We start from the raw sequence: 21,690 nt of genomic DNA, 5'->3' as shown, positions 1-21,690 counted from the left end.
GGCGGCGGTTGACGGGTCACCCAAGAGGCTTCATGACCGGTTTACGGAGGCTGTAGGACAGCCATCGAAGGACACTTGCCATGCCCCGGGCTTGCCGGCGTTTCACAGGGTTGCTTCTGCTTGCAGGCTTGCTGTTGTCCATGGCCGAGGCGGTCTGTGCCCAATCGGGGCCGCGGCGGGTCGCATCGCTCAATCTCTGCACGGATCAACTGCTGCTCGCCCTGGCGGACCGCTCTCAGATCGCGTCCCTGAGCCGGCTGGCCCGCGATCCTTCCATGTCCTTCATGGCCGAAGAAGCCGCCGGCTTTCGCGTGAATGACGGCGGTGTCGAGCCATTGCTGTTCGACCGGCCCGATCTCGTTCTGGCCGGCACCTACGGCCAACAGGAACAGGCTGCCCTTCTCAAACGGCAGGGATTTGAGGTCCTGTCCCTTGGGTCGTGGTCAAGCCTTGAGGATGGGCGCGAGCAGATCCGCAGCTTGGCTCGCAGGTTGGGACACCCGGAACGGGGCAAGGAGCTGATTGCTCGGATCGACGGGGCCTTGGAGCGGGCGCGAGGGATCGTTCCGGGCAAGCGCAGCATCCTGGTCTACGAGCGCGGAGGCTGGGTCGCCGGCGCCCGTTCGCCCCTTGGCGAAATCCTGGCCCATATGGGCTTCTCCCTTCATCAGGAGGCTCTCGGATTGTCAGCCGGCGGGGCGGCACGCCTCGAGACGATCGTGGTAACGCCGCCAGATTTCCTGCTCGTCGATGCCGATTCCGGGAGGGCGCGTGACAATGGGACGGCTTTGTTCGCTCATCCGGCACTGGCAGACGCGGTGCCACCGGAGCGCCGCTTGGCGGTCCCTGGCCGGCTTACGATCTGCGGTGGCCCGGCGACGCCGGCGGCCATCGATGCTGTGAGAGCCGAGGTTCAGGCCAAAGTACGGTGAGAGGCCTCGATCACTCCAGCCGCAGCTGCAGGGCAGGGGCGGGCTTGAGGAGGATCGGGCAGCCGGCCGCCACGAAGACGACGGCATCGCAGGCCTCCGCAACACGCTGATTCAGGCGGCCCTGAGCGTCCCGAAAGCTTCGCCCAAGAGGGGTCGAGGGTACGATGCCGTGCCCGACCTCGTTCGAGACCAGGATGAGGGGTCCACGCGCCTCCCGGATCAATCGAACCAAACGCTCCGTCTCAGGCTCCGGATTGCGATCGGCGAGAATGATGTTGGAGAGCCAGAGTGTCAGGCAATCGACCAGCACGGCTTTGCCAGGAGCGGTCAGGTCGCGAAGGGCATCGCAAAGCTCGAGCGGCGAATCGATCGTCTGCCATGAGGCATCTCGCTCCATGCGATGCTGCGCGATGCGTTCGCGCATCTCGTCGTCGAAGGCCTGCGCCGTCGCGATGTAGGTTCGCTCGGGCGATGCGCTCTCGGCGAGCTGCAAGGCGATGCGGCTTTTCCCGGAGCGCGCTCCGCCCAGCACAAGGACGCGGCGATGCACGGCCATGATCGGTCAGGCCGCCAGCCGGTCGAGCGGTAGGATCATGTGGACGTGCAGACCCTCCGGCAGCCATTCACGGTCGAGAGTGCCGCCGAGCTGTCCCGTGATGCTTCTCTGGGTCAGCTGCGTGCCGAAACCCTCGAAGGTTGGCGGGCTCTCGATGAGCGGACCGCCGCTCTCGACCCAAAGCAGGTCGACATTCCCGTCCTGCAGCGTCCAGCGGATTGCAAGCGCGCCCTCGGCGCAGGAGAGACAGCCATATTTGGCGGCATTGGTCGCCAGTTCATGCAGGACCAGTGCAAGGCTCGTGGTCGTGTTGGAGCCGACGGCAACGCCCGGTCCCTCGATGATGATCGCGTTCTCGCCGGCCTGCCGGTAGGGATCGAGAACGGCCTCGATCAGCCGGGCGAGTTCCACGTCTGCCCCGGTGCCTGGGGCATTCGGCGAGGCGGGCTGCACGAGCTCGTGCGCCCGCGAGAGTGCGCTGAGCCGCCCGCGCAGGGCGTTGGCCATGTCCTTGGGATCCTTGGCCGTGCGGGCCGTCATGGAGACCATGCCGTTGGCAATGGCGAACAGGTTCTTCACGCGATGATTGAGCTCCCGCGTGAGAAGCTTCTGTGCTTCTTCAAGGGCGTGCCGCTCGGTGATGTCGCTGACGACGCCATAGAGACTGATTGCGCGCCGTGTGCCGCCCTCATTCGCATAAAGGGTTTGGCCGTGCGAGCGAAACCAGCGGAGCCTTCCGTCCGGGAGAATGGCACGGTATTCGCTATCGTACTCTCCATCGGTATCCGGATCGGCGACGGCGGCAATGCGCGCCTTCACGTCCTCGATATCCTCGGGATGGATCATCGTCCAGGCCTGCTCGAGGGTGAGGCTGTACAAGCCGTTATGGGGAAGGCGATAGAGGGAGCAGGTGCCCTCGTCCCAGGTGATCAGGTCGTTCTCCAGATCGATCTGCCAGGTTCCGAGATCGGCGGCTTCGAGCGCGAGCCGGTACTGGCTCTCGAGCATGCGAACGGTTTCCTCGGTCCTTTTCTGGTCATGAATGTTGGTGCTTGTGCCGAACCAGCGCGCGATGTGTCCGGTCAGATCCTGAATCGGGATCGCCCGGCTGAGGAACCACTCATATCGTCCCTCGGCATTCCTGATCCGGTATTCGCGCTCATAGGGCTCGCCCGTGTCGAGCGAGTGGCGCCAGTGCTCCAGCACCTCGGGCAGATCGTCGGGATAAACGGCACTCTGCCAGCCTTCCCCCATGGATTCCTCGGGCTGGAGTCCGGTGAACTCTCGCCACCGGCGATTGACGTAATCGACGGAACCATCGGCACGGGAAGACCACACGAGTTGGGGCAGAGATTCCGCCAGGACAGCGAATTGCGTTTCCGTTTCCTTGAAATCCACTCAAAACTCCTGGGGCCGTGCGTGCGGCCAAGTCCCGTCGGTCGATGAGTGCATTGTTGTAGGCCTTTTTCGAGGCTGACAACCCACAGCGATCCGATGCAGCGGTTTCCGGCGTGAAAGAGTAGCGCCAGCCTTGCGAAACCATTAAAAGGCCGGCGGCTCTGGCGCTTCTTCCCGCCAGCGCCTAGATGCAGGACAGCCATCGCATCCCGACGCGACCTCTCTACAGCTGAGGCTGATTGACAGTTTTCATGAATGATATGAGTCCCCAGCCGGTGTCCCCGCCGGAGATGTCTTCTGCCGAAGCGCTCCATCCCAAGGAGCGGCGCTCCCGCCGCTTCGCCTGGATCGGGATGGCGGCGAGCATTCTCCTGTTCGGCGCCTCTCTGGTAGTTCTCTGGCACATTGTATCGGAAATCGATGTCAACGAACTGAAATCAGCTTTCACTGCAGCAAGCCTTCGCCAGATCGGCCTCGCGGTGCTCCTCACCGCCCTCAGCTACAGCCTGCTGACCTGCTACGATGCCATCGCCCTGCGGCAGCTCAAGCTGCAGATCCCCTACCGCACCACCGCCCTGGCTTCCTTCACGAGCTATGCGGTGAGCTTCACCTTGGGCTTCCCCCTGCTGACGGCGGGTACCGTCCGCTACTGGATCTACGCCCCGAAGGGCGTGAGCCCCGGCCGGGTGGCGAGCCTCACCGTGATCGCCGGGGTGACCTTCTGGCTCGGCATGGCCCTGGTTCTCGCCTGGAGCCTGATCAGGATGGCCGACGAGCTCGCGAGCCTCGTCTACACCCATATCTGGATGAACCAGCTGGTGGGCCTGGGCGCCGCCGTCTTCGTCGTCGGCTACATGATCTGGGTGTCGCTCAAACGCCGTGCCGTGAAGATCCAGGGCTGGAAGCTGGAGTTGCCGGGCTTTCGCCTTTCGCTTGCTCAGATCCTGATCGGCGCCGGCGATGTCTGCGCCGGAGCCGGCGTCCTCTTCGTGCTGCTGCCCGGTGGGCACAATCTCAGCTTCGAAACCTTCCTGGCGGTCTATATTCTTGCCGTCATGCTCGGCGTTGCGAGCCATGCCCCGGGCGGCCTCGGAGTCTTCGAGGCCACCATCCTGCTGGCCCTCTCGAACTATCCCCGCGAGCCGGTCCTGGGTGCGCTGCTCCTCTACCGCCTCTGCTATTACCTCGTTCCCTTCGTGATCGCTCTCGCGATCCTCGGAGCCTATGAGATCCGCAACCGCATCCGCTCGGCCCGGATCGCCTTCAAGCCGGACGAGAGCGACGTCCCGGCCGAGGCGGAGCTTGGCGGGAGATGACACCTGCCGGCGCCTGCCCTAAACAGGGCCGGCGGCCCCTCCAACCTGCATTCCTCCCATGAGCGATCCTGACGACCTCCCGCCGGATGCCGGCCGGCAGAGCGCCACCCCGGTTCGGGATGCCGCTTGGCGCGGGGCTGTCGTGACCTGCTTCGTGCTGGTGGCCGTGGCCCTGGTGCGGGGTTACGGCGATGCGTGGCTGCTGCTCTGGGCCGCGGTGGCTGTACTGGCCGGTTTCCTCGTCGCCGGACCGAAGCGCAGCCTCGGCGCCGCGATCAGGCCGCAGCCGAAGCCGTCTCCGCGCTCGAGTGTCGCCGAGGCGGTTCTGGCCCATATCCCGGATCCCGTCATCCTGGTGGACCCGCGGGCGGTGGTGCTCGAGGCCAACAAGGCCGCCCACGCGCTCCTGCCCGGCCTGAAGACAGGGCACCCCCTGTCCTTCGCCCTGCGCAGCCCGGATGTGCTCGACGGCATCCAGAAGGTCCTCGACACGGGGGAGCCCCTGCGGGTCGAGTATTCGGAGCGGATCCCGACCGAGCGGACCTTCGAGGTCCATATCGGCCCGCTGCAGTCCGATGCGGCCAGCCATGCCGATATCCAGGCCGGGGTCGTCCTGTTCTTCCGCGACCTCACCTCGGCCCGGCGTCTCGAGGCCATGCGCGCCGATTTCGTCGCCAATGCGAGCCACGAGCTGCGCACGCCGCTGGCCTCCGTCCTGGGCTTCATCGAGACCCTGCAGGGCCCGGCCCGCGACGACGCCAAGGCGCGGGAGCGGTTCCTCGACATCATGAAGGGGCAGGCGCAGCGCATGAAGCGCCTGATCGACGACCTCCTGTCGCTGTCGCGCATCGAGATGCGGGCCCACCTCTCCCCCACGCAGACGGTTGATCTTCGCTCCATCGCGGCCCAGATGGTCGAAACATTGTCGCCCCTGGCGAAGGAGCGGGGAGTCGCGATCCAGGCCCGGCTGCCGGACGAGCCTGTGCTCATTCTCGGAGACCGCGACGAGCTTCTGCGCATTGCCGAGAACCTGATCGAGAATGCGGTCAAGTACGGCGAGAGCGGCGGGAAGGTGGATGTGGAGGTTTCCCGGATCGATACCTCCGCCGGAGGTGCGGGAAGGCGAGCGGCCTTCTCCGTGCAGGATTACGGCCCCGGCATCGCCCCCGAGCACTTGCCGCGCCTGACCGAGCGGTTCTATCGGGTGGATGTCGTCCAGAGCCGCGACAAGGGCGGAACCGGCCTCGGCCTCGCCATCGTCAAGCACATCGTCAATCGCCATAGGGGCCATTTCGAGATCGTCAGCGAGCCGGGGGAGGGAGCCCGGTTCACGGTCACTTTCCCGGAGGCCGGCCACGGCCGCTGACAGGCCGTGGATTCCAGCGTGGGCAGGGGATCCTTTCCGGGTGTCATGTAATTGTCATCCAACTGTCGTAGAGGAGACATCCGTCGGGCCTAGCTGTCCCATCGCGTGACACGGCCCAGGCTTTTCGAGCTGCCTGTCGCGCTTGCATGAACAGGAGACTGACCCGTGAAGATTATGTCCTACGCCATTGCGGCTGGCCTGGCCGTCGCGAGCCTCACGACCACGGCATCTGCAGCCGACATCACCGGCGCAGGCGCGACCTTCCCGTTCCCGATCTACGCCAAATGGGCCGAGACCTATTACAAGGAAACCGGGAACCGGATGAACTATCAGTCAATCGGCTCCAGCGGCGGCATCCGCCAGATCCGGGCCAAGACCGTCGATTTCGGCGCGACCGATGCGCCCCTCAAGGGCGAGGAGCTTCAGAAGGACGGCTTCGTCCAGTTCCCGGCCGTCATGGGCGGCGTGGTCGCCGTCTACAACGTCCAGGGCGTTGCCGCCGGCCAGCTCAAGCTGACGGGCGAGGTTCTCGCCGACATCTTCAACGGCAAGATCTCCAAGTGGAACGATGCCAAGATCGCCCAGGCCAACCAGGGCGTGACGCTCCCCAATTCCGCAATCACTCCGGTTTACCGCTCTGACGGATCGGGCACCACCAGCGTCTTCACCACCTACCTGTCGCAGGTGTCTGAGAGCTGGAAGAGCGGCCCCGGCGCCGGCGCCTCGGTGCAGTGGCCTGTCGGCCAGGGCGGCAAGGGCAACGAGGGCGTCGCCGCTCTCGTGAAGCAGGTGCCGAACTCCATCGGCTACGTCGAATATGCCTACGCCAAGCAGAACAGCATCCCCTTCGCCCAGCTCCAGAACAAGAACGGCAAGTTCGTGGCGCCGGAGGCCAAGACCTTCCAGGCCGCTGCCGCCAATGCAGACTGGAAGTCGGCTCCCGGTTTCGGCATCTCGCTGACGAACCAGCCCGGCGACGAGGCCTGGCCGATCACCGCGCCGACCTTCATCCTGGTTCCCAAGAATCCGGAGAAGCCGGAGCAGGTGGCCGAGGCCCTGAAGTTCTTCGACTGGTCGTTCAAGAAGGGCGACCAGATGGCTGTCGAACTCGACTATGTTCCGCTCCCGACCCAGCTTAAGGATCAGGTGCGTGCCACATGGAAGAGCGAGATCAAGAGCGCCTCGGGCCAGCCGGTCTTCACGCAATAATCTGATCTCGATCGAACAACAAAGCGGATCGGCGAATGGTAGCTCTCTCGCAAGAACGTCTCGTGTCGGGCGCGGCTGCTCCCGCTCGCCGATCCCCACCGCCGGGCTATGACCGGCTCTTCCGCCTCGCGAGCCTCGGCTCGGCCCTTCTGGTGCTGATCGTTCTCGCGGGCATTCTCGGCTCGATGATCTATGGCGGCCTGCCCGCCTTCCGCGAATTCGGCCTCGGCTTCATCACCTCGAGCGTGTGGAACGTCAACGAGGATCAGTACGGCGCCTGGGTCGCCATCGTCGGCACCCTGTCGACCGCCCTGATCGCCCTCGTCATCGGCGTCCCGCTCTCCCTCGGCATCGCGATCTTCCTCACGCAGCTCTGCCCGCCCTGGCTCAAGCGGCCGGTGGCGACCACCATCGAGCTGCTCGCCGCGGTTCCCAGCATCATCTACGGCATGTGGGGCCTCTTCGTCTTCGCGCCGCTCTTCGCGAATTACGTGCAGATCCCGGTGTCGAACATCGTCGAGGGCATGCCCATCGTCGGCACCATCCTCTATGCGCGCACGCCCTCCGGTGTCGGCATCCTGACGGCCGGCATCATCCTCGCGATCATGATCATTCCCTTCATCGCCTCGATCGCACGCGACATTCTCGATCAGATCCCGTCGGTGCTGCGCGAGAGCGCCTACGGCATCGGCTGCACCACCTGGGAGGTTGTGCGCAACGTGCTCCTGCCGCAGGCGGGCGTCAGCATCATCGGCGCCGTCATGCTCGGTCTCGGCCGTGCGCTGGGCGAGACGATGGCGGTGACCTTCGTGGTCGGCAACGCCAACCGCCTGTCCGGCTCCCTGTTCGACCCGGGCTCCACCATCGCCTCGCGCATCGCCAACGAATTCAACGAGGCCATCGGCCTGCAGCTGAACGCGCTCATGGCGCTGGGCTGCATCCTGTTCCTGGTCACGTTCGCCGTGCTCGTGCTCGCGCGGTTCCTCGTGTCGCGCGTGAAGGTGGGTTAGGGAGTTGACCATGGACACCGCTCTGCAAACCCGCGTCGCGCCGACGACCGCGACACCCGCTCCATGGGGACGCGTACGCCGCAGCCGTCACGTGGCCGACCGCGCTCTCAAGATCGTCTGCACCCTGTTCACGATCCTCGGCGCGACCGTGCTCGGCTGGATCCTGCTGATGCTTCTCTACGAGGGCATCGGCGGCCTGTCGCCGGCGGTCTTCACCGAGACGACGCCGGGGCCCGGCACAAAGGGCGGCGGCATCGCCAATGCCATCGTCGGCAGCCTGATCCTGACATTCCTCGGCATCGTCGTGGCCACCCCGGTCGGCGTTCTGGCCGGCACCTATCTCGCCGAATACGGCAAGGGCTCCAAGCTCGCCGAAGTCATCCGCTTCGTGAACGACATCCTGCTCGCCGCGCCCAGCATTCTCATCGGCCTCTTCGTCTACATGCTCATGGTGCAGCCCATGGGGGGATATTCCGGCTGGGCCGGCGGCGTGGCGCTCGCGATCATCGCGGTTCCCGTCATCGTGCGCACCACCGAGGACATGCTGCGTCTCGTGCCGGGTTCCCTGCGCGAGGCGGGAGCGGCGCTCGGCGCGCCGATGTCGACGGTGATCATCCAGATCAGCTGGAAGGCGGCCCGGGCCGGCATGGTCACGGGCGTGCTGCTGGCGACCGCCCGCATCGCCGGCGAGACCGCGCCGCTGCTCTTCACCGCTCTCAACAACAATTTCTGGTTCAACCCGACCCTGATGGGCGGCGTCTCGAACCTGCCGGTCATGATTTTCCAGTTCGCGCTCTCGCCTTACGAGAACTGGCGCGAGCTTGCCTGGGCCGGCGCGCTCATCATCACCATGTCGATCCTGGCGCTGTCCGTCGTGGCGCGCCTGCTCCTGAGGAAGGATAAAGTCCGATGAGCTCGATTGCCGTCTCAGCCAGCAGCGCCATCGGAAACGCGGCCGCTGCGGATACCGGCGCGCCTGTGCGCATCGCCGTCAGGGATCTGAATTTCCACTACGGCGATTTCCGCAGCCTGAAGGACATATCGCTCGATTTCTACGACCGGCAGGTGACCGCCCTCATCGGCCCCTCCGGCTGCGGGAAGTCGACGCTGCTGCGCACCTTCAACCGGATCTACAGCCTCTATCCGGAACAGCGCGCCGACGGGCAGATCCTGCTCGACGGGCAGAACGTGCTCTCGCCCTCCATCGACGTGAACGAGCTTCGCGCCCGCGTCGGCATGGTGTTCCAGAAGCCGACCCCGTTCCCGATGTCGATCTACGACAACATCGCCTTCGGCATCAAACTCTACGAAAAGCTCTCGAGATCGGAGCTCGACGACCGCGTCGAGGAGGCCTTGCGCAAAGGAGCCTTGTGGGACGAGGTGAAGGACAAGCTGCGCCAGTCCGGCATGGGCCTGTCGGGCGGCCAGCAGCAGCGCCTGTGCATCGCACGCACCATCGCGCAGAAGCCCGAAGTGATCCTGCTCGACGAGCCGACCTCGGCGCTCGACCCGATCTCGACCGGCAAGATCGAGGAGCTGATCGAGCAGCTCCGCTCCGAATTCACCATCGTGATCGTCACGCACAACATGCAGCAGGCGGCGCGCATCTCGCAGTTCACGGCATTCATGTATCTCGGCGAGCTCGTGGAGTTCGGGCCCACGACCCGGATGTTCATGAACCCGGTGAAGAAGCAGACTCAGGATTACATCACCGGCCGCTTCGGCTGATCGAAGCGCTCAAGGGGGAGGCCTATCCCATGGCGGAGCATATCGTCAGCTCCTACGACAACGACCTGCAGGGATTGCGGCAGCGCATCTCCGAGATGGGCGGCATCGCCGAGAAGATGCTCGTCGAGTCCATCGCGGCGCTGGTGCGTCACGATAAGGCGCTGGCTCAGGCGGTGATCGCCTCCGACGCGCGCCTCGACGTGCTTCAGCGCGACGTGGAGGAGAACGCCATTCTCACCATCGCCCGGCGCCAGCCGCTCGCCATCGACCTGCGCGAGACCATCTCCGCCATCCGCATCTCCGGCGATGTGGAGCGCATCGGCGACATGGCGAAGAACATCGGCAAGCGGGCGCTTGCCATCGGCGACGACTTCCAGCCGCAGAAGATCGTCGTCGGTCTCCAGCACATGGGCGATCTCGTCCTCGGCCAGCTCAAGGACGTGCTCGACGCCTATGCGCAGAAGGATACGGCAAAGGCCCTCGACGTGTGGAAGCGGGATGGTGCCATCGACGCGCTCTATACCTCGCTCTTCCGCGAGCTCCTGACCTACATGATGGAAGATCCGCGCAACATCTCGTTCTGCACGCATCTTCTGTTTTGCGCCAAGAACATCGAGCGCATCGGCGACCACACCACCAACATCGCCGAGACGGTGCATTATCTCGTCACGGCCGAGACGCTGGCCATCGACAGGCCCAAGGCCGACCGGTCCATCGATACCACAATGGCGCCGGGAGCCTGACGATGGGACCTCGCGTTCTGATCGTGGAGGACGAGGAGCCCCTGATGCTCCTCCTGCGCTACAACCTCGAGGCCGAAGGCTACGATGTCGACGGCGTGTCCCGCGGCGACGAGGCGGAGATCCGCCTGCGCGAGCAGGTGCCCGACATCGTGCTGCTCGACTGGATGCTGCCGGGCCTTTCCGGCATCGAGCTGTGCCGGCGCATCCGGGCGCGCACCGAGACCGAGCGGCTGCCGGTGATCATGCTCACGGCGCGTGGGGAAGAAGGCGACCGTATCCGCGGCCTTTCCACGGGCGCGGACGACTACATCGTCAAGCCCTTCTCGGTGCCGGAACTGCTGGCGCGGGTGCGTGCGCTCCTGCGCCGGGCGAAGCCGACCCATATCGCAACCCTTCTCCGGGCCGGCGACATCGAGCTCGACCGCGAGACACACCGCGTGCGGCGTTCGGGTCACGAATTGCATCTCGGACCGACGGAGTTCCGCCTGCTGGAATTCCTGATGCAGAGCCCGGGCCGCGTCTTTTCCCGCGAGCACCTGCTCAATGCCGTCTGGGGCCACGACGTCTATATCGACGAGCGCACCGTGGACGTGCATGTGGGCCGCCTGCGCAAGGCGATCAACCTGCCGCGCCGGCCCGATCCCATCCGCACGGTGCGCGGCGCCGGCTATTCCTTCGACGAGACCTTCGCCCGCGAGGAGCAGGCGCTGGAGGCCTGAAAGAGGGCTTCAAGCAAATGAAAGGGCCGCGCCGAAAGACCATCGGCGCGGCCCTCTTTTTGGAAAATCTCTGATTTAAGCCCGGATCAGCTTCCGCTCGCGCTTGCGATCGGCCACCGGCTGATAGGCGATGCGGGCGTGATGGGTGCAATAGGGCAGGCCCGTGATCGAACGGGCGCCGCAGAAGCGGAATTCCGGCTTGGTCGGATCGCCCATGGGCCAGCGACACATCGACTCGCGCAGATCCATGATGGTCACGCGCTCCGACATGGGAACCGCGATGTCGTCCTCGACGAAGACCTCCGGCACGCTGGTCACGGGCTGCAGCGGGATCGGGGCGATCACCACGTTGCTGTTGTGCACCTGCGGCGGGATGGGAGCCGGAGCGCTGGGGGCGCGAGTGGCCTTGCGGGCGCGGGTCGCTGCGGCCGAGGCGGCAGGCTTGGCGTCCTTCGCGCGGCCGGACAGGCCGAGGCGGTGAACCTTCCCGATTACCGCGTTGCGGGTCACGTTGCCAAGCTCGGCGGCGATCTGGCTCGCGCTCAAACCGTCGATCCAGAGCTTCTTGAGAAGCTCGACCCGCTCGTCCGTCCAAGTTGCGCCCGCATCCATCATTTTTAATCTGCCTCCATCGTCGGCGGTCTTCAAGCTCAGAATCCCGGATGCCTCGCGGACAGGGTTTTTACGTCCGACCGCGTTTGCGAGGGTCGCTCCTGAGGGTGAATGCCGCCGCACGAATGCCGTACTCGACTAACCGGAAGGTACAGGATGGGTGGACTCCGGCGCAAGAGTCCCCGAACAGGCCCTGTCGTTTTCCCCAAGGAACTCTCCTCCGGCAAAAATTCCTTGTGATGAGTCAGTTCATTTCTCTTGAATTGACAGGGTCTCGCTCCTGACTAGAATCCCCCGCTGTGCCGCCCCCGCTGGGGCGGCGCTTTCTTTTTCGGGGCCTGGGTGCGACCTTGGGCCTCTCAAGGCGGAGACGACCTGTGACATCGCCATTGCTGCCGACCTACGCACGTGCGGAGCTTTCCTTCGAGAAGGGGGAGGGGGCCTGGCTCTACGGCCGAGATGGCGAGCGATATCTCGATTTCGGCGCCGGGATCGCGGTCAATGCCCTGGGGCACGCCCATCCGCACCTCGTCCAGGCTCTCACCGAGCAGGCCACCAAGGTCTGGCACACCTCGAACCTCTTCCAGATCCCGGAAGGCGAACGGCTGGCCAAGCGTCTGGTCGAGAACACCTTCGCGGATGTGGTCTTCTTCTCCAATTCCGGCGCCGAGGCGAACGAAGCGGCCATCAAGATGGCCCGCAAGCACCACGCCGCGAACGGCCATCCGGAGCGCTTCCGCATTGTCACGTTCGAGGGCGCCTTCCACGGCCGGACGCTGGCGACCATCGCAGCCGGCGGCCAGGCCAAGTATCTGGAGGGCTTCGGCCCGAAGGTGGAAGGCTTCGACCAGGTGCCGGTCGAGGATATCGAGGCCCTCAAAGCCGTTATCGGCCCCGAGACGGCGGCGCTCATGATCGAGCCGATCCAGGGCGAGGGCGGCGTCCGCACGGTCTCGAACGCCTTCCTGCGCGAATTGCGCAGCCTCTGCGACAAGCACGGCCTGCTCCTGATCTTCGACGAGATCCAGACCGGCGTCGGCCGCACCGGCAAGCTCTTTGCCTATGAATGGACCGGCGTGACGCCCGACATCATGTCGGTGGCCAAGGGCATCGGCGGCGGCTTCCCGATGGGCGCCTGCCTCGCCACGTCCGAGGCCGCCAGGGGCATGACGGTCGGCACCCACGGCACCACCTTCGGCGGCAACCCGCTCGCCATGGCGGTGGGCAACGCGGTGCTCGACGTGATCCTGGAGCCCGGCTTCCTGAAGGAGGTCGAGCGCAAGGGCCTGTTGCTCAAGCAGCGGCTCGCCGAGCTGAAGGACCGCCATCCGAGCGTCATCGGCGATGTGCGCGGCCAGGGCCTCATGATGGGCCTGCGCCTTGTGCCGCCCAACACCGAGTTCATCGCCGCGGCCCGTGCGCAGAAGCTGCTCGTCATCGGCGCCGGCGACAACGTGGCCCGTCTCCTGCCGCCGCTGATCATCGGCGATGCGGAGATCTCCGACGCCGTCAATCGTATCGATGCCGCGTGCCTCGCCATCGAAGCTGAGCAGAAATCGACCGCTCAGCTGGGAGCCGTTCAATGAAGACCCGTCACTTCCTCGATCTCAGCGATTTTTCCGGCGCCGAGATCCGGCATCTCCTGAACATCGGCCTCGAGCTCAAGGCCAAGCGCCGCCGGGGCGAGAAGGCGAAGGACCGCCCGCTCGAGGGCAAGGTCCTGGCGATGGTGTTCGACAAGCCCTCCACCCGCACCCGCGTCTCCTTCGATGTGGGCATGCGCGAGCTCGGCGGCGAGACGCTGATGCTTACGGGCAAGGAAATGCAGCTCGGCCGCGGCGAGAGCATCGCCGACACGGCGCGGGTTCTCTCGCGCTACGTGGACGCGATCATGATCCGCACCCTCGACCACGCCATGGTGACGGAGCTTGCCCAATACGCCTCGATCCCCGTGATCAACGGCCTCACCAAGACGACGCATCCGTGCCAGATCATGGCCGACATCATGACCTTCGAGGAGCATCGCGGCTCTATTCAAGGACGGACCGTCGCGTGGGCGGGCGACTCCAACAACGTGCTCGCCTCCTGGGTCCATGCGGCAGCGCGGCTCGATTTCACGCTGAAGATCGCATCGCCGCCGGAACTTGCCCCGCGCCCCGAGCTTTTGTCCTGGGCGAAACAGGAAGGGGCTCGGATCACCGTGACCACCGATGCCTATGAAGCCGCCGAGGGCGCCCATGCCGTCGTCACCGATTGCTGGGTGTCCATGGGCGACGACGACGAGTTCCGCCGTCAGAACCTGCTGAAGCCGTACCAGGTCAACGGCAGGCTGATGGGCGTGGCCGACAAGGAAGCGCTCTTCATGCATTGCCTTCCCGCCCATCGCGGCGAGGAGGTGACGGACGAGGTCATGGACGGCCCGCAATCCGTGGTCTTCGACGAGGCCGAGAACCGGCTTCACGCGCAGAAGGGAATCCTGGCGTGGTGCCTCGGAGCGGCAAACGCATGAGCTCGGCCCCGTTCGAAGGAAACGACGACATCGTCCTGCCGTTCTCGGTCGAGCCGCTCGACGTGCGCGGGCGCGTGGTGCGTCTCGGGGCTTCCATCGACACCATCATCGCCCGCCACGGCTATCCCGATCGGGTCGCACGCGTCATCGGCGAGGCGGCCGCGCTGACCGTGATGCTCGGCGCATCCCTCAAGCTCGAGGGGCGCTTCCAGCTGCAGACCAAGACCGACGGCATCATCGACATGGTCGTCGTCGACTTCAACGCGCCGGATCGCCTGCGCGCCACCGCCCGGTTCGACAAGGACAGGCTCGAGGCGCTCGGGCAGGCCTCGCCGGGAACCGGCGAGCTGCTGGGGTCCGGCTATCTCGCTATGACCATCGACCAGGGCTCCGACCGCAGCCGCTATCAGGGCGTCGTGGCCTTGCAGGGCCAGGGTCTCGAGGAAGCCGCGCACGAGTATTTCCGGCAGTCCGAGCAGATCCCGACGCAGGTGCGCCTCGCGGTGGCGGAGCAGTTCGAGGAAGGCCGACAGACCTATCGCGCCGGCGGCCTGATGATCCAGTTCCTGCCCTCGTCCCCCGAGCGGCAGCGCCAGGCCGATCTCGATCCCGGCGACATCCCGGAGGGGCACCCTTCGAACGACCTGGCAGCCCCGTCGGAGGACGATGCCTGGGTCGAGGCCAAGTCGCTCGTCGCGACGGTCGAAGATCACGAATTGATCGATCCGTCCGTTTCCAGCGAGCGGCTGCTCTACCGCCTCTTCCACGAGCGCGGCGTGCGCGTCTTCGAGGGCCAGCGCGTGCATGAGGAATGCACCTGCTCGCACGAGCGCATCATGGGCATGATGCGCCGCTTCTCTCCCCAGGACCGCCACGACATGATCGGCGACAACGGCCGCATCGGCATCACCTGCGAGTTCTGCTCACGCTTCTACGATCTCGACCCGGTCGAGGTCGAGGCGGAGATCGCCAAGTCGGAAGCGTAGCGTGCAATCTGCCACCCCTTGTCATCCCCGCGCAGGCGGGGATCCATATCCGCTGACGACGCAGAACAGCGCGCAACTGCAGCCGTCGCGCATCTCCTCCAAATGTTGTGGCATGGATCCCGGGCTCCGCTGTGCGGCCCCGGGATGACAGCGCAGGAGGTCAGTCCCGTTTCATGAACGCGCGCAGGTTGCCGCGAGGCGCCGCATGAAGGCGGCGCCGGCCTCGAGCTGGTCGAGCGTGATGTATTCGTCCGGCTGATGCGCCTGATCGATCGAGCCAGGCCCGCAGACGACGGTCGGAATGCCGCTGCGCTGGTAATGCCCCGCCTCCGTGCCGAAGGGCACCGTCTGCGTATGGTTCTTGCCGGCAAGACGCAGCGCCAGCGCTTCCGCGGATGAGCCGGGATCGGGCGCGAGGCCCGGCACGTCGGCATGCAGCACCGTCTCGATCCGGCCGAACTCGCCGAAGCGGTTGAGACGCTTGAGGGCGACCTCCTGCACGAACCGGTCGAGGCGCGCTGGGATCTCCTGAGGGTCGAGGCTCGGCAGGCCGCGGAACTCCCAATGGAAGCTGCAGGACTTGGAGAGGATGTTGCGCGCCGTGCCGCCCGAGATGATGCCCACATGCACGGTGGTGTAGGGCGGATCGAAGCGCCCGCTCGTGTCGCCGCGCGCCATCATATCGTCGCCGATGCGGTTGAGCTCCGCGATGATCTCGGCCGCGGTCATCACGGCGCTCGCGCCGAGATAGGGTTTCGAGGAATGCGCCTCGAAGCCGTGCACGGTGGTGGTGAAGGTGACGACGCTTTTATGCGCATCCACCACTTCGAGCATCGTCGGCTCTCCGACGATCACGGCTTCCGGCAGGGGCAGATCGTGGCCGAGGCGGCGGATGGTGTCGACGACGCCCAGACACGTCGTCTCCTCGTCATAGGAGAGCATGATGTGGATCGGCGTGACGAGATCGGCCGCCAGGAATTCCGGAACCAGGGCGAGCGCCAGCGCATCGAACGCCTTCATGTCCACCGCACCGCGCCCATAGGCGCGCCCGTTCTCCACGCGAAGCGTGAAGGGGTCGGCCGTCCAGGCCTGGCCCGTGACCGGCACCACGTCGGTATGTCCCGAGAGCACGATCCCGCCGCGATCCTGCGGGCCGATGGTGGCATAGAGCGCCGCCTTGTCGCCGGTCTCGTTCGGCACGCGCACATAAGGCACGTTCCAGCTCTGCAGATAGCTCTCGACGAAGTCGATCAGGGGCAGGTTCGACTTCGTGCTTACGGTGTCGAACGAGACAAGCTTCGCCAGCATTTCGAGCGGCGTGAACCGCTGACCGTTGAGAGACATGAAAACCTCAGTGAAGCACGCGTTTCGTGCGGGGAATGTCGAGGGAGAAGGCGGGAATCTCGGCGTCGAAGGTTTCGCCGCCGGCGGTCTCCATGAGGTAGGTGCCCTGCATGGTGCCGCTGGGGGTCGGGAGGGGGCAGCCGCTGGTATAGCTGAAGCTTTCGCCCGGACCGAGCACCGGCTCCTCGCCGACGACGCCCGCGCCGCGCACCTCCTGCACGTGACCGTGCTCGTCGGTGATGCGCCAGTAGCGCGACCGCAGCTGGACGCGGTCCAGGCTCCCGTTGATGATCTCGACCGTATAGGCAAAGAAGTAGCGACCCTGGTCGGGCGAGGACTCTTCCGGCATGTAGCGCGGCGTCACCGTCACACTGATGCCGCGGGTCACAGCCTGATACATGCGCGCGCCTTCGGCGAGGGGAGGAATTCCATGCGTCCGTGGTAAGGCGGCCCGAAAGCCTCGTCAATCGAGACGGTCGGAGCACCGGTTCCGCAGTGTGCGGGATGCCCGAGAAACCCCGAGAAGCCCTGAGAAACCCTTTGAGAATTTCGTAACAGCCCTTAGAGAATACTGCCAGGCTGAACATTGAAAGAGGGCAGGGCCCTCGGAAGACGAACATGATTGCGGTGAAGGACGGGATCCAGTCGGCTGATGCCATCGTGCGCCTCGCGGAAGCGGGCGTCATCGCACCGGAGACGCCGTTCGCCTCCGATCAGGTCCAGCCGGCCAGCCTCGATCTCAGGCTCGGGCGCCGCGCTTACCGGGTCCGCGCCAGCTTCCTGCCGGGCCGCAATCATACGGTTCAGGATCGGCTCGACCAGCTGAGCTTCCACGAGATCGACCTGAGCAAAGGCGCCATCCTTGAGACGGGCAGCGTCTATATCGCCGAATTGCAGGAGGCGCTGGCCCTGCCGGAGGACTTGTCGGCGGCGGCCAATCCAAAGAGCTCGACCGGCCGCATCGACGTGTTCACCCGGGTGATTACCGACCGCAGCCAGGAATTCGACACGATCGGCGCAGGCTATCGCGGCCGCCTCTATGCCGAGATCTCGCCGCGCACCTTCCCCGTGCTGGTCCGTACCGGCACGCGCCTGTCGCAGCTGCGCCTGCGCAAGGGCCATGTGCGCCTGAGCGATGCCGAGCTTCTGGCGGTGCATAAGCGCGAGCGCGTCGTGACCTCGGCCGAGCCGTCGATCCAGGACGGCGTCGCCGTGAGCGTCGATCTTGCGGGCTTCGGGGCGGACAACCTCGTCGGCTATCGGGCCAAGCGCCATACGGGCCTGGTCGACGTGGACAAGCCGGGCTCCTGCCGGGTCGCCGATTTCTGGGAGCCGCTCTATGCCGATGCCTCCCGGACCCTGATCCTGGATCCGGGCCAGTTCTACATCCTTGCCTCCAAGGAGGCGGTGCACGTGCCGCCGGATTATGCCGCCGAGATGGTGCCCTTCGATCCGCTGGTGGGCGAGTTCCGCGTCCATTACGCCGGCTTCTTCGATCCGGGCTTCGGCCATGCCGGAGCGGGAGGGGAGGGGGCCCGCGCGGTGCTCGAGGTGCGATCCCGCGATGTTCCCTTCATCCTGGAAGACGGGCAGATCGTCGGCCGCCTCGTCTACGAGCGCATGGCCGAGCGGCCGAAGGTGCTCTACGGCGCCGGCGCGGGTTCGAACTATCAGGCGCAGGGGCTGAAGCTCTCGAAGCACTTCCGGTGACCCACGTCCGATGACACTTGGCGCCGACCCCCTTGCGGGACAGGCCGAAGCCCGGATATGAATAGAGGCACGCGGGTGTAGTTCAGAGGTAGAACGTCAGCTTCCCAAGCTGAATGTCGTGGGTTCGATTCCCATCGCCCGCTCCAACATTTCCCCAAATCGTGCGATCCGTTCCCGGCTGCCGTCATTGCTTGCGGCAAAGGCAGTCGTGTCTACCTGCACTGCCATAAACTCCCTAAAATGCGATCCGCGGTGTTGACAAACGATCCGGGAATCGACATATCCGCAGCCCCGCCGGAATTCAGTTCGGGCGAGCTTCACTCTCACGCGATGCCGACGCTGCCGAGATCCTCGGACCTCGCAGCTTGTCCGGGTCGCGGTCAGGAACCGGAAAGGTTCCGGCCAACGGCACGAGCCGCGGATGCCAGTCAATGGCAAATTCTCCCGGCTCCTCTGACGAAAAAGAGAAGCTTTCGGATCGAAATCTTCGATTTGAAAGAAATAAACGCAAAGGCAAATACGCTTTTGCGCACGATGAAGCTTGTCCGAATACTGAAAAATGGCGGCTGGGCGACGCAAATTTCGAGAAAATTCTTCGAAATTAGTGTTGACCTAGGGAAGGGCTTCGGATAGAACCTCTTCATCGGCGGCGCGGTTCTGATGAGCTTGTGCCGAGGGGCTTTGGGGATCGGGCGGCTTGCGAGGGCGGCCTGGTTGTCTTGAGGTTCCGTTTGCGTCCCTTGAGGGGGATGTGACATTTGCTCTTTGACATTGTTGAGAGGGGAAGAGAAGCGTAGGCGGCGGTGTCCTTGCGGATCGTTCGATGAACGATCGTTAAGAATATCGACCATGTCTATGCTTTGGTGAGTACACCGTTTCCGGGGAAACCTGGAGATTGGGTGCACTCTGTCAATTTGCGTAGAGATTTAGTCGAGATCAAATTCTTCAACTTGAGAGTTTGATCCTGGCTCAGAACGAACGCTGGCGGCAGGCTTAACACATGCAAGTCGAACGCATCCTTCGGGGTGAGTGGCAGACGGGTGAGTAACGCGTGGGAACGTGCCCTTCAGTTCGGGATAACCCAGGGAAACTTGGGCTAATACCGGATACGTGCGAGAGCAGAAAGATTGATCGCTGAAGGATCGGCCCGCGTCTGATTAGCTAGTTGGTGGGGTAATGGCCCACCAAGGCGACGATCAGTAGCTGGTCTGAGAGGATGATCAGCCACATTGGGACTGAGACACGGCCCAAACTCCTACGGGAGGCAGCAGTGGGGAATATTGGACAATGGGCGCAAGCCTGATCCAGCCATGCCGCGTGAGTGATGAAGGCCTTAGGGTTGTAAAGCTCTTTCGTCCGGGACGATAATGACGGTACCGGAAGAAGAAGCCCCGGCTAACTTCGTGCCAGCAGCCGCGGTAATACGAAGGGGGCTAGCGTTGTTCGGAATCACTGGGCGTAAAGGGCGCGTAGGCGGCTTTATAAGTCGGGGGTGAAAGCCTGTGGCTCAACCACAGAATTGCCTTCGATACTGTAGAGCTTGAGACCGGAAGAGGTAAGTGGAACTGCGAGTGTAGAGGTGAAATTCGTAGATATTCGCAAGAACACCAGTGGCGAAGGCGGCTTACTGGTCCGGTTCTGACGCTGAGGCGCGAAAGCGTGGGGAGCAAACAGGATTAGATACCCTGGTAGTCCACGCCGTAAACGATGAATGCCAGCCGTTGGCGAGCTTGCTCGTCAGTGGCGCAGCTAACGCTTTAAGCATTCCGCCTGGGGAGTACGGTCGCAAGATTAAAACTCAAAGGAATTGACGGGGGCCCGCACAAGCGGTGGAGCATGTGGTTTAATTCGAAGCAACGCGCAGAACCTTACCAGCCTTTGACATGTCCCGTATGGGTGCCGGAGACGGCATCCTTCAGTTCGGCTGGCGGGAACACAGGTGCTGCATGGCTGTCGTCAGCTCGTGTCGTGAGATGTTGGGTTAAGTCCCGCAACGAGCGCAACCCTCGCCCCTAGTTGCCATCATTTGGTTGGGCACTCTAGGGGGACTGCCGGTGATAAGCCGAGAGGAAGGTGGGGATGACGTCAAGTCCTCATGGCCCTTACGGGCTGGGCTACACACGTGCTACAATGGCGGTGACAAAGGGCAGCGAACCCGCGAGGGGGAGCTAATCCTAAAAAGCCGTCTCAGTTCGGATTGCACTCTGCAACTCGAGTGCATGAAGGCGGAATCGCTAGTAATCGTGGATCAGAACGCCACGGTGAATACGTTCCCGGGCCTTGTACACACCGCCCGTCACACCATGGGAGTTGGTCTTACCCGACGGCGCTGCGCCAACCGCAAGGGGGCAGGCGACCACGGTAGGGTCAGCGACTGGGGTGAAGTCGTAACAAGGTAGCCGTAGGGGAACCTGCGGCTGGATCACCTCCTTTCTAAGGATGTTCTCTTACGAAGCGGCGTCATGCCGGTTCTATCGGAACTCTTTTGAACACAAGGGATCAGTCAGATCCCACTATGCGGGACGCTGCCGTCTTCGTTTCTCTTCTCTCACATCCAAACATCGGTTGGTCTGGGATGGTCCCGTCAGGGATTGTTCGTCATGGCCGACTGGGCCTGTAGCTCAGGTGGTTAGAGCGCACCCCTGATAAGGGTGAGGTCGGACGTTCGAGTCGTCCCAGGCCCACCATTATCGTGCTGCTCGTTTGAGCAAGGGGCCTTAGCTCAGCTGGGAGAGCGGTAGCTTTGCAAGCTTCAGGTCGTCGGTTCGATCCCGACAGGCTCCACCACGATGCCTGATGTTTGGTGTGTCCATGGACCATGATCCGTCATGGTCGTGGATCATGTCATGAGGTTCGTGCCCTGCCCTTCTCGGGTTTGGCGGCGCGGATGTTTGAAATCGTAAAGAGGCAGCATATTCGGCAAGCGGGACACCTAGTTCCCGCGAACCAGCGACGGCCCGCAGCCGTTGTGCCGGATATGCTTGGCAAGCAAAACATGTCTTTTGGAGAAATCCGAAAGACAGGTCTTTCTTTGACGATTTGTGTGCGCTGCCGAGCGGACATGGATCGTGAGAGTAATCAAGTGTCGTAAGAGCATCTGGTGGATGCCTTGGCGCTGAGAGGCGATGAAGGACGTGGTACGCTGCGATAAGCCTTGGGGAGCTGCGAACGAGCTTTGATCCAAGGATCTCCGAATGGGGAAACCCCCCTTCGACCCTTTGTCTTGTGACGTCATCAGCGATGGTGGGGTTGCAAGACGGAGGGTCAGATGAAGGGATTAGACCCTGAATTCAATAGGGGTTTAAAGCGAACCCAGGGAACTGAAACATCTAAGTACCTGGAGGAAAGGACATCAATTGAGACTCCGTTAGTAGTGGCGAGCGAACGCGGACCAGGCCAATGCCTGCATGATCTTCACCGGAACCGTCTGGAAAGTCGGGCAGTATGGGTGACAGCCCCGTACGGAAAAGGGTGATTGCAGGATTTGAGTAGGGCGGGACACGTGAAATCCTGTCTGAACATGGGGGGACCACCCTCCAAGCCTAAGTACTC

The 21,690-nt window shown here is 64.0% G+C and carries 19 protein-coding genes, 3 tRNA genes and 2 rRNA genes (1 of these 24 running past the window's edge); 18 read left to right on the top strand and 6 right to left on the bottom strand.

Features of this window, described 5'->3' with window-relative positions; all coding sequences use genetic code 11:
- The first annotated feature begins 80 nt into the window (after positions 1-80).
- Entirely contained in the window at positions 81-932 is an 852-nt protein-coding gene (locus BB934_RS08140) for an ABC transporter substrate-binding protein (RefSeq protein ID WP_099509178.1), read from the top strand.
- 10 nt (positions 933-942) lie between these two features.
- On the opposite strand, the gene cobU is transcribed toward BB934_RS08140, so the two are convergent.
- Complete coding sequence (cobU, locus tag BB934_RS08135; RefSeq protein ID WP_099509177.1) at positions 943-1,488, bottom strand: bifunctional adenosylcobinamide kinase/adenosylcobinamide-phosphate guanylyltransferase; 546 nt, start codon at positions 1,486-1,488, stop codon at positions 943-945.
- A gap of 6 nt (positions 1,489-1,494) precedes the next feature.
- On the bottom strand, positions 1,495-2,886 hold the full coding sequence (locus tag BB934_RS08130; protein ID WP_099509176.1) for a sensor histidine kinase: 1,392 nt from the start codon (positions 2,884-2,886) through the stop codon (positions 1,495-1,497).
- Positions 2,887-3,137: 251 nt separating this feature from the next.
- Between BB934_RS08130 and BB934_RS08125 the strand changes: the two genes are divergently transcribed.
- The 8 genes from BB934_RS08125 to phoB all read left to right on the top strand — a co-directional run bounded on the left by BB934_RS08125 (position 3,138) and on the right by phoB (position 10,977).
- Positions 3,138-4,202: a lysylphosphatidylglycerol synthase domain-containing protein gene (locus BB934_RS08125; RefSeq protein WP_099509175.1), complete on the top strand. Its 1,065-nt coding sequence runs from the start codon at positions 3,138-3,140 to the stop codon at positions 4,200-4,202.
- A 58-nt stretch (positions 4,203-4,260) separates the two neighbouring features.
- Complete coding sequence (locus BB934_RS08120) at positions 4,261-5,568, top strand: ATP-binding protein (protein ID WP_099509174.1); 1,308 nt, start codon at positions 4,261-4,263, stop codon at positions 5,566-5,568.
- A 165-nt stretch (positions 5,569-5,733) separates the two neighbouring features.
- Positions 5,734-6,777, top strand: coding sequence for a phosphate ABC transporter substrate-binding protein PstS (gene pstS / locus BB934_RS08115; RefSeq protein WP_099509173.1), 1,044 nt, complete (start codon positions 5,734-5,736; stop codon positions 6,775-6,777).
- A gap of 35 nt (positions 6,778-6,812) precedes the next feature.
- On the top strand, positions 6,813-7,787 hold the full coding sequence (gene pstC / locus BB934_RS08110; protein ID WP_099509172.1) for a phosphate ABC transporter permease subunit PstC: 975 nt from the start codon (positions 6,813-6,815) through the stop codon (positions 7,785-7,787).
- A 10-nt stretch (positions 7,788-7,797) separates the two neighbouring features.
- Positions 7,798-8,700 carry a phosphate ABC transporter permease PstA gene (gene pstA, locus BB934_RS08105; RefSeq protein ID WP_099509171.1) on the top strand — a complete coding sequence of 301 codons (903 nt, stop codon included), beginning with the start codon at positions 7,798-7,800 and terminating at the stop codon, positions 8,698-8,700.
- The gene (gene pstB / locus BB934_RS08100; RefSeq protein WP_099509170.1) at positions 8,697-9,515 is read left to right on the top strand and encodes a phosphate ABC transporter ATP-binding protein PstB; all 819 of its coding nucleotides are present in this window, start codon (positions 8,697-8,699) and stop codon (positions 9,513-9,515) included. Before pstA ends, pstB begins: the two co-directional genes overlap by 4 nt.
- A gap of 29 nt (positions 9,516-9,544) precedes the next feature.
- Positions 9,545-10,258 carry a phosphate signaling complex protein PhoU gene (phoU, locus tag BB934_RS08095; protein WP_099509169.1) on the top strand — a complete coding sequence of 238 codons (714 nt, stop codon included), beginning with the start codon at positions 9,545-9,547 and terminating at the stop codon, positions 10,256-10,258.
- Between the two features lie 2 nt (positions 10,259-10,260).
- Positions 10,261-10,977: a phosphate regulon transcriptional regulator PhoB gene (gene phoB, locus BB934_RS08090; protein ID WP_099509168.1), complete on the top strand. Its 717-nt coding sequence runs from the start codon at positions 10,261-10,263 to the stop codon at positions 10,975-10,977.
- Between the two features lie 75 nt (positions 10,978-11,052).
- Here phoB and BB934_RS08085 read toward each other — a convergent pair whose 3' ends face one another.
- Positions 11,053-11,592 (bottom strand): GcrA family cell cycle regulator, encoded by a 540-nt coding sequence (locus BB934_RS08085; RefSeq protein ID WP_099509167.1) that lies wholly within the window; start codon positions 11,590-11,592, stop codon positions 11,053-11,055.
- 374 nt (positions 11,593-11,966) lie between these two features.
- On the opposite strand from BB934_RS08085, the gene BB934_RS08080 reads away from it, so the two are divergent.
- The 3 genes from BB934_RS08080 to BB934_RS08070 are packed head-to-tail and all read left to right on the top strand — an operon-like array spanning position 11,967 to position 15,084.
- Positions 11,967-13,175 carry an aspartate aminotransferase family protein gene (locus tag BB934_RS08080; RefSeq protein ID WP_099509166.1) on the top strand — a complete coding sequence of 403 codons (1,209 nt, stop codon included), beginning with the start codon at positions 11,967-11,969 and terminating at the stop codon, positions 13,173-13,175.
- Complete coding sequence (gene argF, locus BB934_RS08075; protein ID WP_099509165.1) at positions 13,172-14,098, top strand: ornithine carbamoyltransferase; 927 nt, start codon at positions 13,172-13,174, stop codon at positions 14,096-14,098. The genes BB934_RS08080 and argF overlap by 4 nt, the downstream gene beginning before the upstream one ends.
- Positions 14,095-15,084, top strand: coding sequence for an Hsp33 family molecular chaperone (locus BB934_RS08070; protein ID WP_099509164.1), 990 nt, complete (start codon positions 14,095-14,097; stop codon positions 15,082-15,084). Before argF ends, BB934_RS08070 begins: the two co-directional genes overlap by 4 nt.
- Positions 15,085-15,255: 171 nt before the next feature.
- Here BB934_RS08070 and argE read toward each other — a convergent pair whose 3' ends face one another.
- Together argE and apaG are read right to left on the bottom strand one after the other, a co-directional pair.
- Positions 15,256-16,428 (bottom strand): acetylornithine deacetylase, encoded by a 1,173-nt coding sequence (gene argE / locus BB934_RS08065; RefSeq protein ID WP_099509163.1) that lies wholly within the window; start codon positions 16,426-16,428, stop codon positions 15,256-15,258.
- Between the two features lie 7 nt (positions 16,429-16,435).
- Positions 16,436-16,828, bottom strand: a complete 393-nt coding sequence (gene apaG, locus BB934_RS08060) for a Co2+/Mg2+ efflux protein ApaG (protein WP_099509162.1) — start codon at positions 16,826-16,828, stop codon at positions 16,436-16,438.
- A gap of 218 nt (positions 16,829-17,046) precedes the next feature.
- On the opposite strand from apaG, the gene BB934_RS08055 reads away from it, so the two are divergent.
- Together BB934_RS08055 and BB934_RS08050 are read left to right on the top strand one after the other, a co-directional pair.
- Positions 17,047-18,138: a 2'-deoxycytidine 5'-triphosphate deaminase gene (locus BB934_RS08055; RefSeq protein WP_099509161.1), complete on the top strand. Its 1,092-nt coding sequence runs from the start codon at positions 17,047-17,049 to the stop codon at positions 18,136-18,138.
- A gap of 71 nt (positions 18,139-18,209) precedes the next feature.
- Positions 18,210-18,284: transfer RNA gene (locus BB934_RS08050), tRNA-Gly, on the top strand.
- Between the two features lie 282 nt (positions 18,285-18,566).
- Here the strand turns inward: BB934_RS08050 and BB934_RS46965 are convergent.
- Positions 18,567-18,989, bottom strand: coding sequence for a hypothetical protein (locus tag BB934_RS46965; protein ID WP_157934082.1), 423 nt, complete (start codon positions 18,987-18,989; stop codon positions 18,567-18,569).
- Between the two features lie 95 nt (positions 18,990-19,084).
- Here BB934_RS46965 and BB934_RS08045 point away from each other — a divergent pair.
- The 4 genes from BB934_RS08045 to BB934_RS08030 all read left to right on the top strand — a co-directional run.
- Positions 19,085-20,571: ribosomal RNA gene (locus BB934_RS08045) — 16S ribosomal RNA — on the top strand.
- A gap of 177 nt (positions 20,572-20,748) precedes the next feature.
- Positions 20,749-20,825: transfer RNA gene (locus tag BB934_RS08040), tRNA-Ile, on the top strand.
- Positions 20,826-20,849: 24 nt separating this feature from the next.
- Positions 20,850-20,925 (top strand) — tRNA-Ala (locus tag BB934_RS08035).
- A 289-nt stretch (positions 20,926-21,214) separates the two neighbouring features.
- A 23S ribosomal RNA gene (locus BB934_RS08030) occupies positions 21,215-21,690 on the top strand (it continues 2,333 nt past the right edge of the window).
- The 16S and 23S rRNA genes sit together here with 2 tRNA genes alongside, the layout of an rRNA operon.

Origin of the sequence: Microvirga ossetica (assembly GCF_002741015.1) — a bacterium.
Lineage (GTDB): Bacteria > Pseudomonadota > Alphaproteobacteria > Rhizobiales > Beijerinckiaceae > Microvirga > Microvirga ossetica.
This window is presented reverse-complemented; position numbering and strand designations above follow the sequence as displayed.

Coding starts and splice junctions, on each gene's coding strand:
- BB934_RS08140 (WP_099509178.1), top strand. CDS start 81: ATGCCCCGGGCTTGCCGGCGTTTCACAGGGTTGCTTCTGCTTGCAGGC.
- cobU (WP_099509177.1), bottom strand. CDS start 1,488: ATGGCCGTGCATCGCCGCGTCCTTGTGCTGGGCGGAGCGCGCTCCGGG.
- BB934_RS08125 (WP_099509175.1), top strand. CDS start 3,138: ATGAATGATATGAGTCCCCAGCCGGTGTCCCCGCCGGAGATGTCTTCT.
- BB934_RS08120 (WP_099509174.1), top strand. CDS start 4,261: ATGAGCGATCCTGACGACCTCCCGCCGGATGCCGGCCGGCAGAGCGCC.
- pstC (WP_099509172.1), top strand. CDS start 6,813: ATGGTAGCTCTCTCGCAAGAACGTCTCGTGTCGGGCGCGGCTGCTCCC.
- pstA (WP_099509171.1), top strand. CDS start 7,798: ATGGACACCGCTCTGCAAACCCGCGTCGCGCCGACGACCGCGACACCC.
- pstB (WP_099509170.1), top strand. CDS start 8,697: ATGAGCTCGATTGCCGTCTCAGCCAGCAGCGCCATCGGAAACGCGGCC.
- phoU (WP_099509169.1), top strand. CDS start 9,545: ATGGCGGAGCATATCGTCAGCTCCTACGACAACGACCTGCAGGGATTG.
- phoB (WP_099509168.1), top strand. CDS start 10,261: ATGGGACCTCGCGTTCTGATCGTGGAGGACGAGGAGCCCCTGATGCTC.
- BB934_RS08085 (WP_099509167.1), bottom strand. CDS start 11,592: ATGATGGATGCGGGCGCAACTTGGACGGACGAGCGGGTCGAGCTTCTC.
- argF (WP_099509165.1), top strand. CDS start 13,172: ATGAAGACCCGTCACTTCCTCGATCTCAGCGATTTTTCCGGCGCCGAG.
- BB934_RS08070 (WP_099509164.1), top strand. CDS start 14,095: ATGAGCTCGGCCCCGTTCGAAGGAAACGACGACATCGTCCTGCCGTTC.
- argE (WP_099509163.1), bottom strand. CDS start 16,428: ATGTCTCTCAACGGTCAGCGGTTCACGCCGCTCGAAATGCTGGCGAAG.
- apaG (WP_099509162.1), bottom strand. CDS start 16,828: ATGTATCAGGCTGTGACCCGCGGCATCAGTGTGACGGTGACGCCGCGC.
- BB934_RS08055 (WP_099509161.1), top strand. CDS start 17,047: ATGATTGCGGTGAAGGACGGGATCCAGTCGGCTGATGCCATCGTGCGC.
- BB934_RS46965 (WP_157934082.1), bottom strand. CDS start 18,989: ATGGTCGATATTCTTAACGATCGTTCATCGAACGATCCGCAAGGACAC.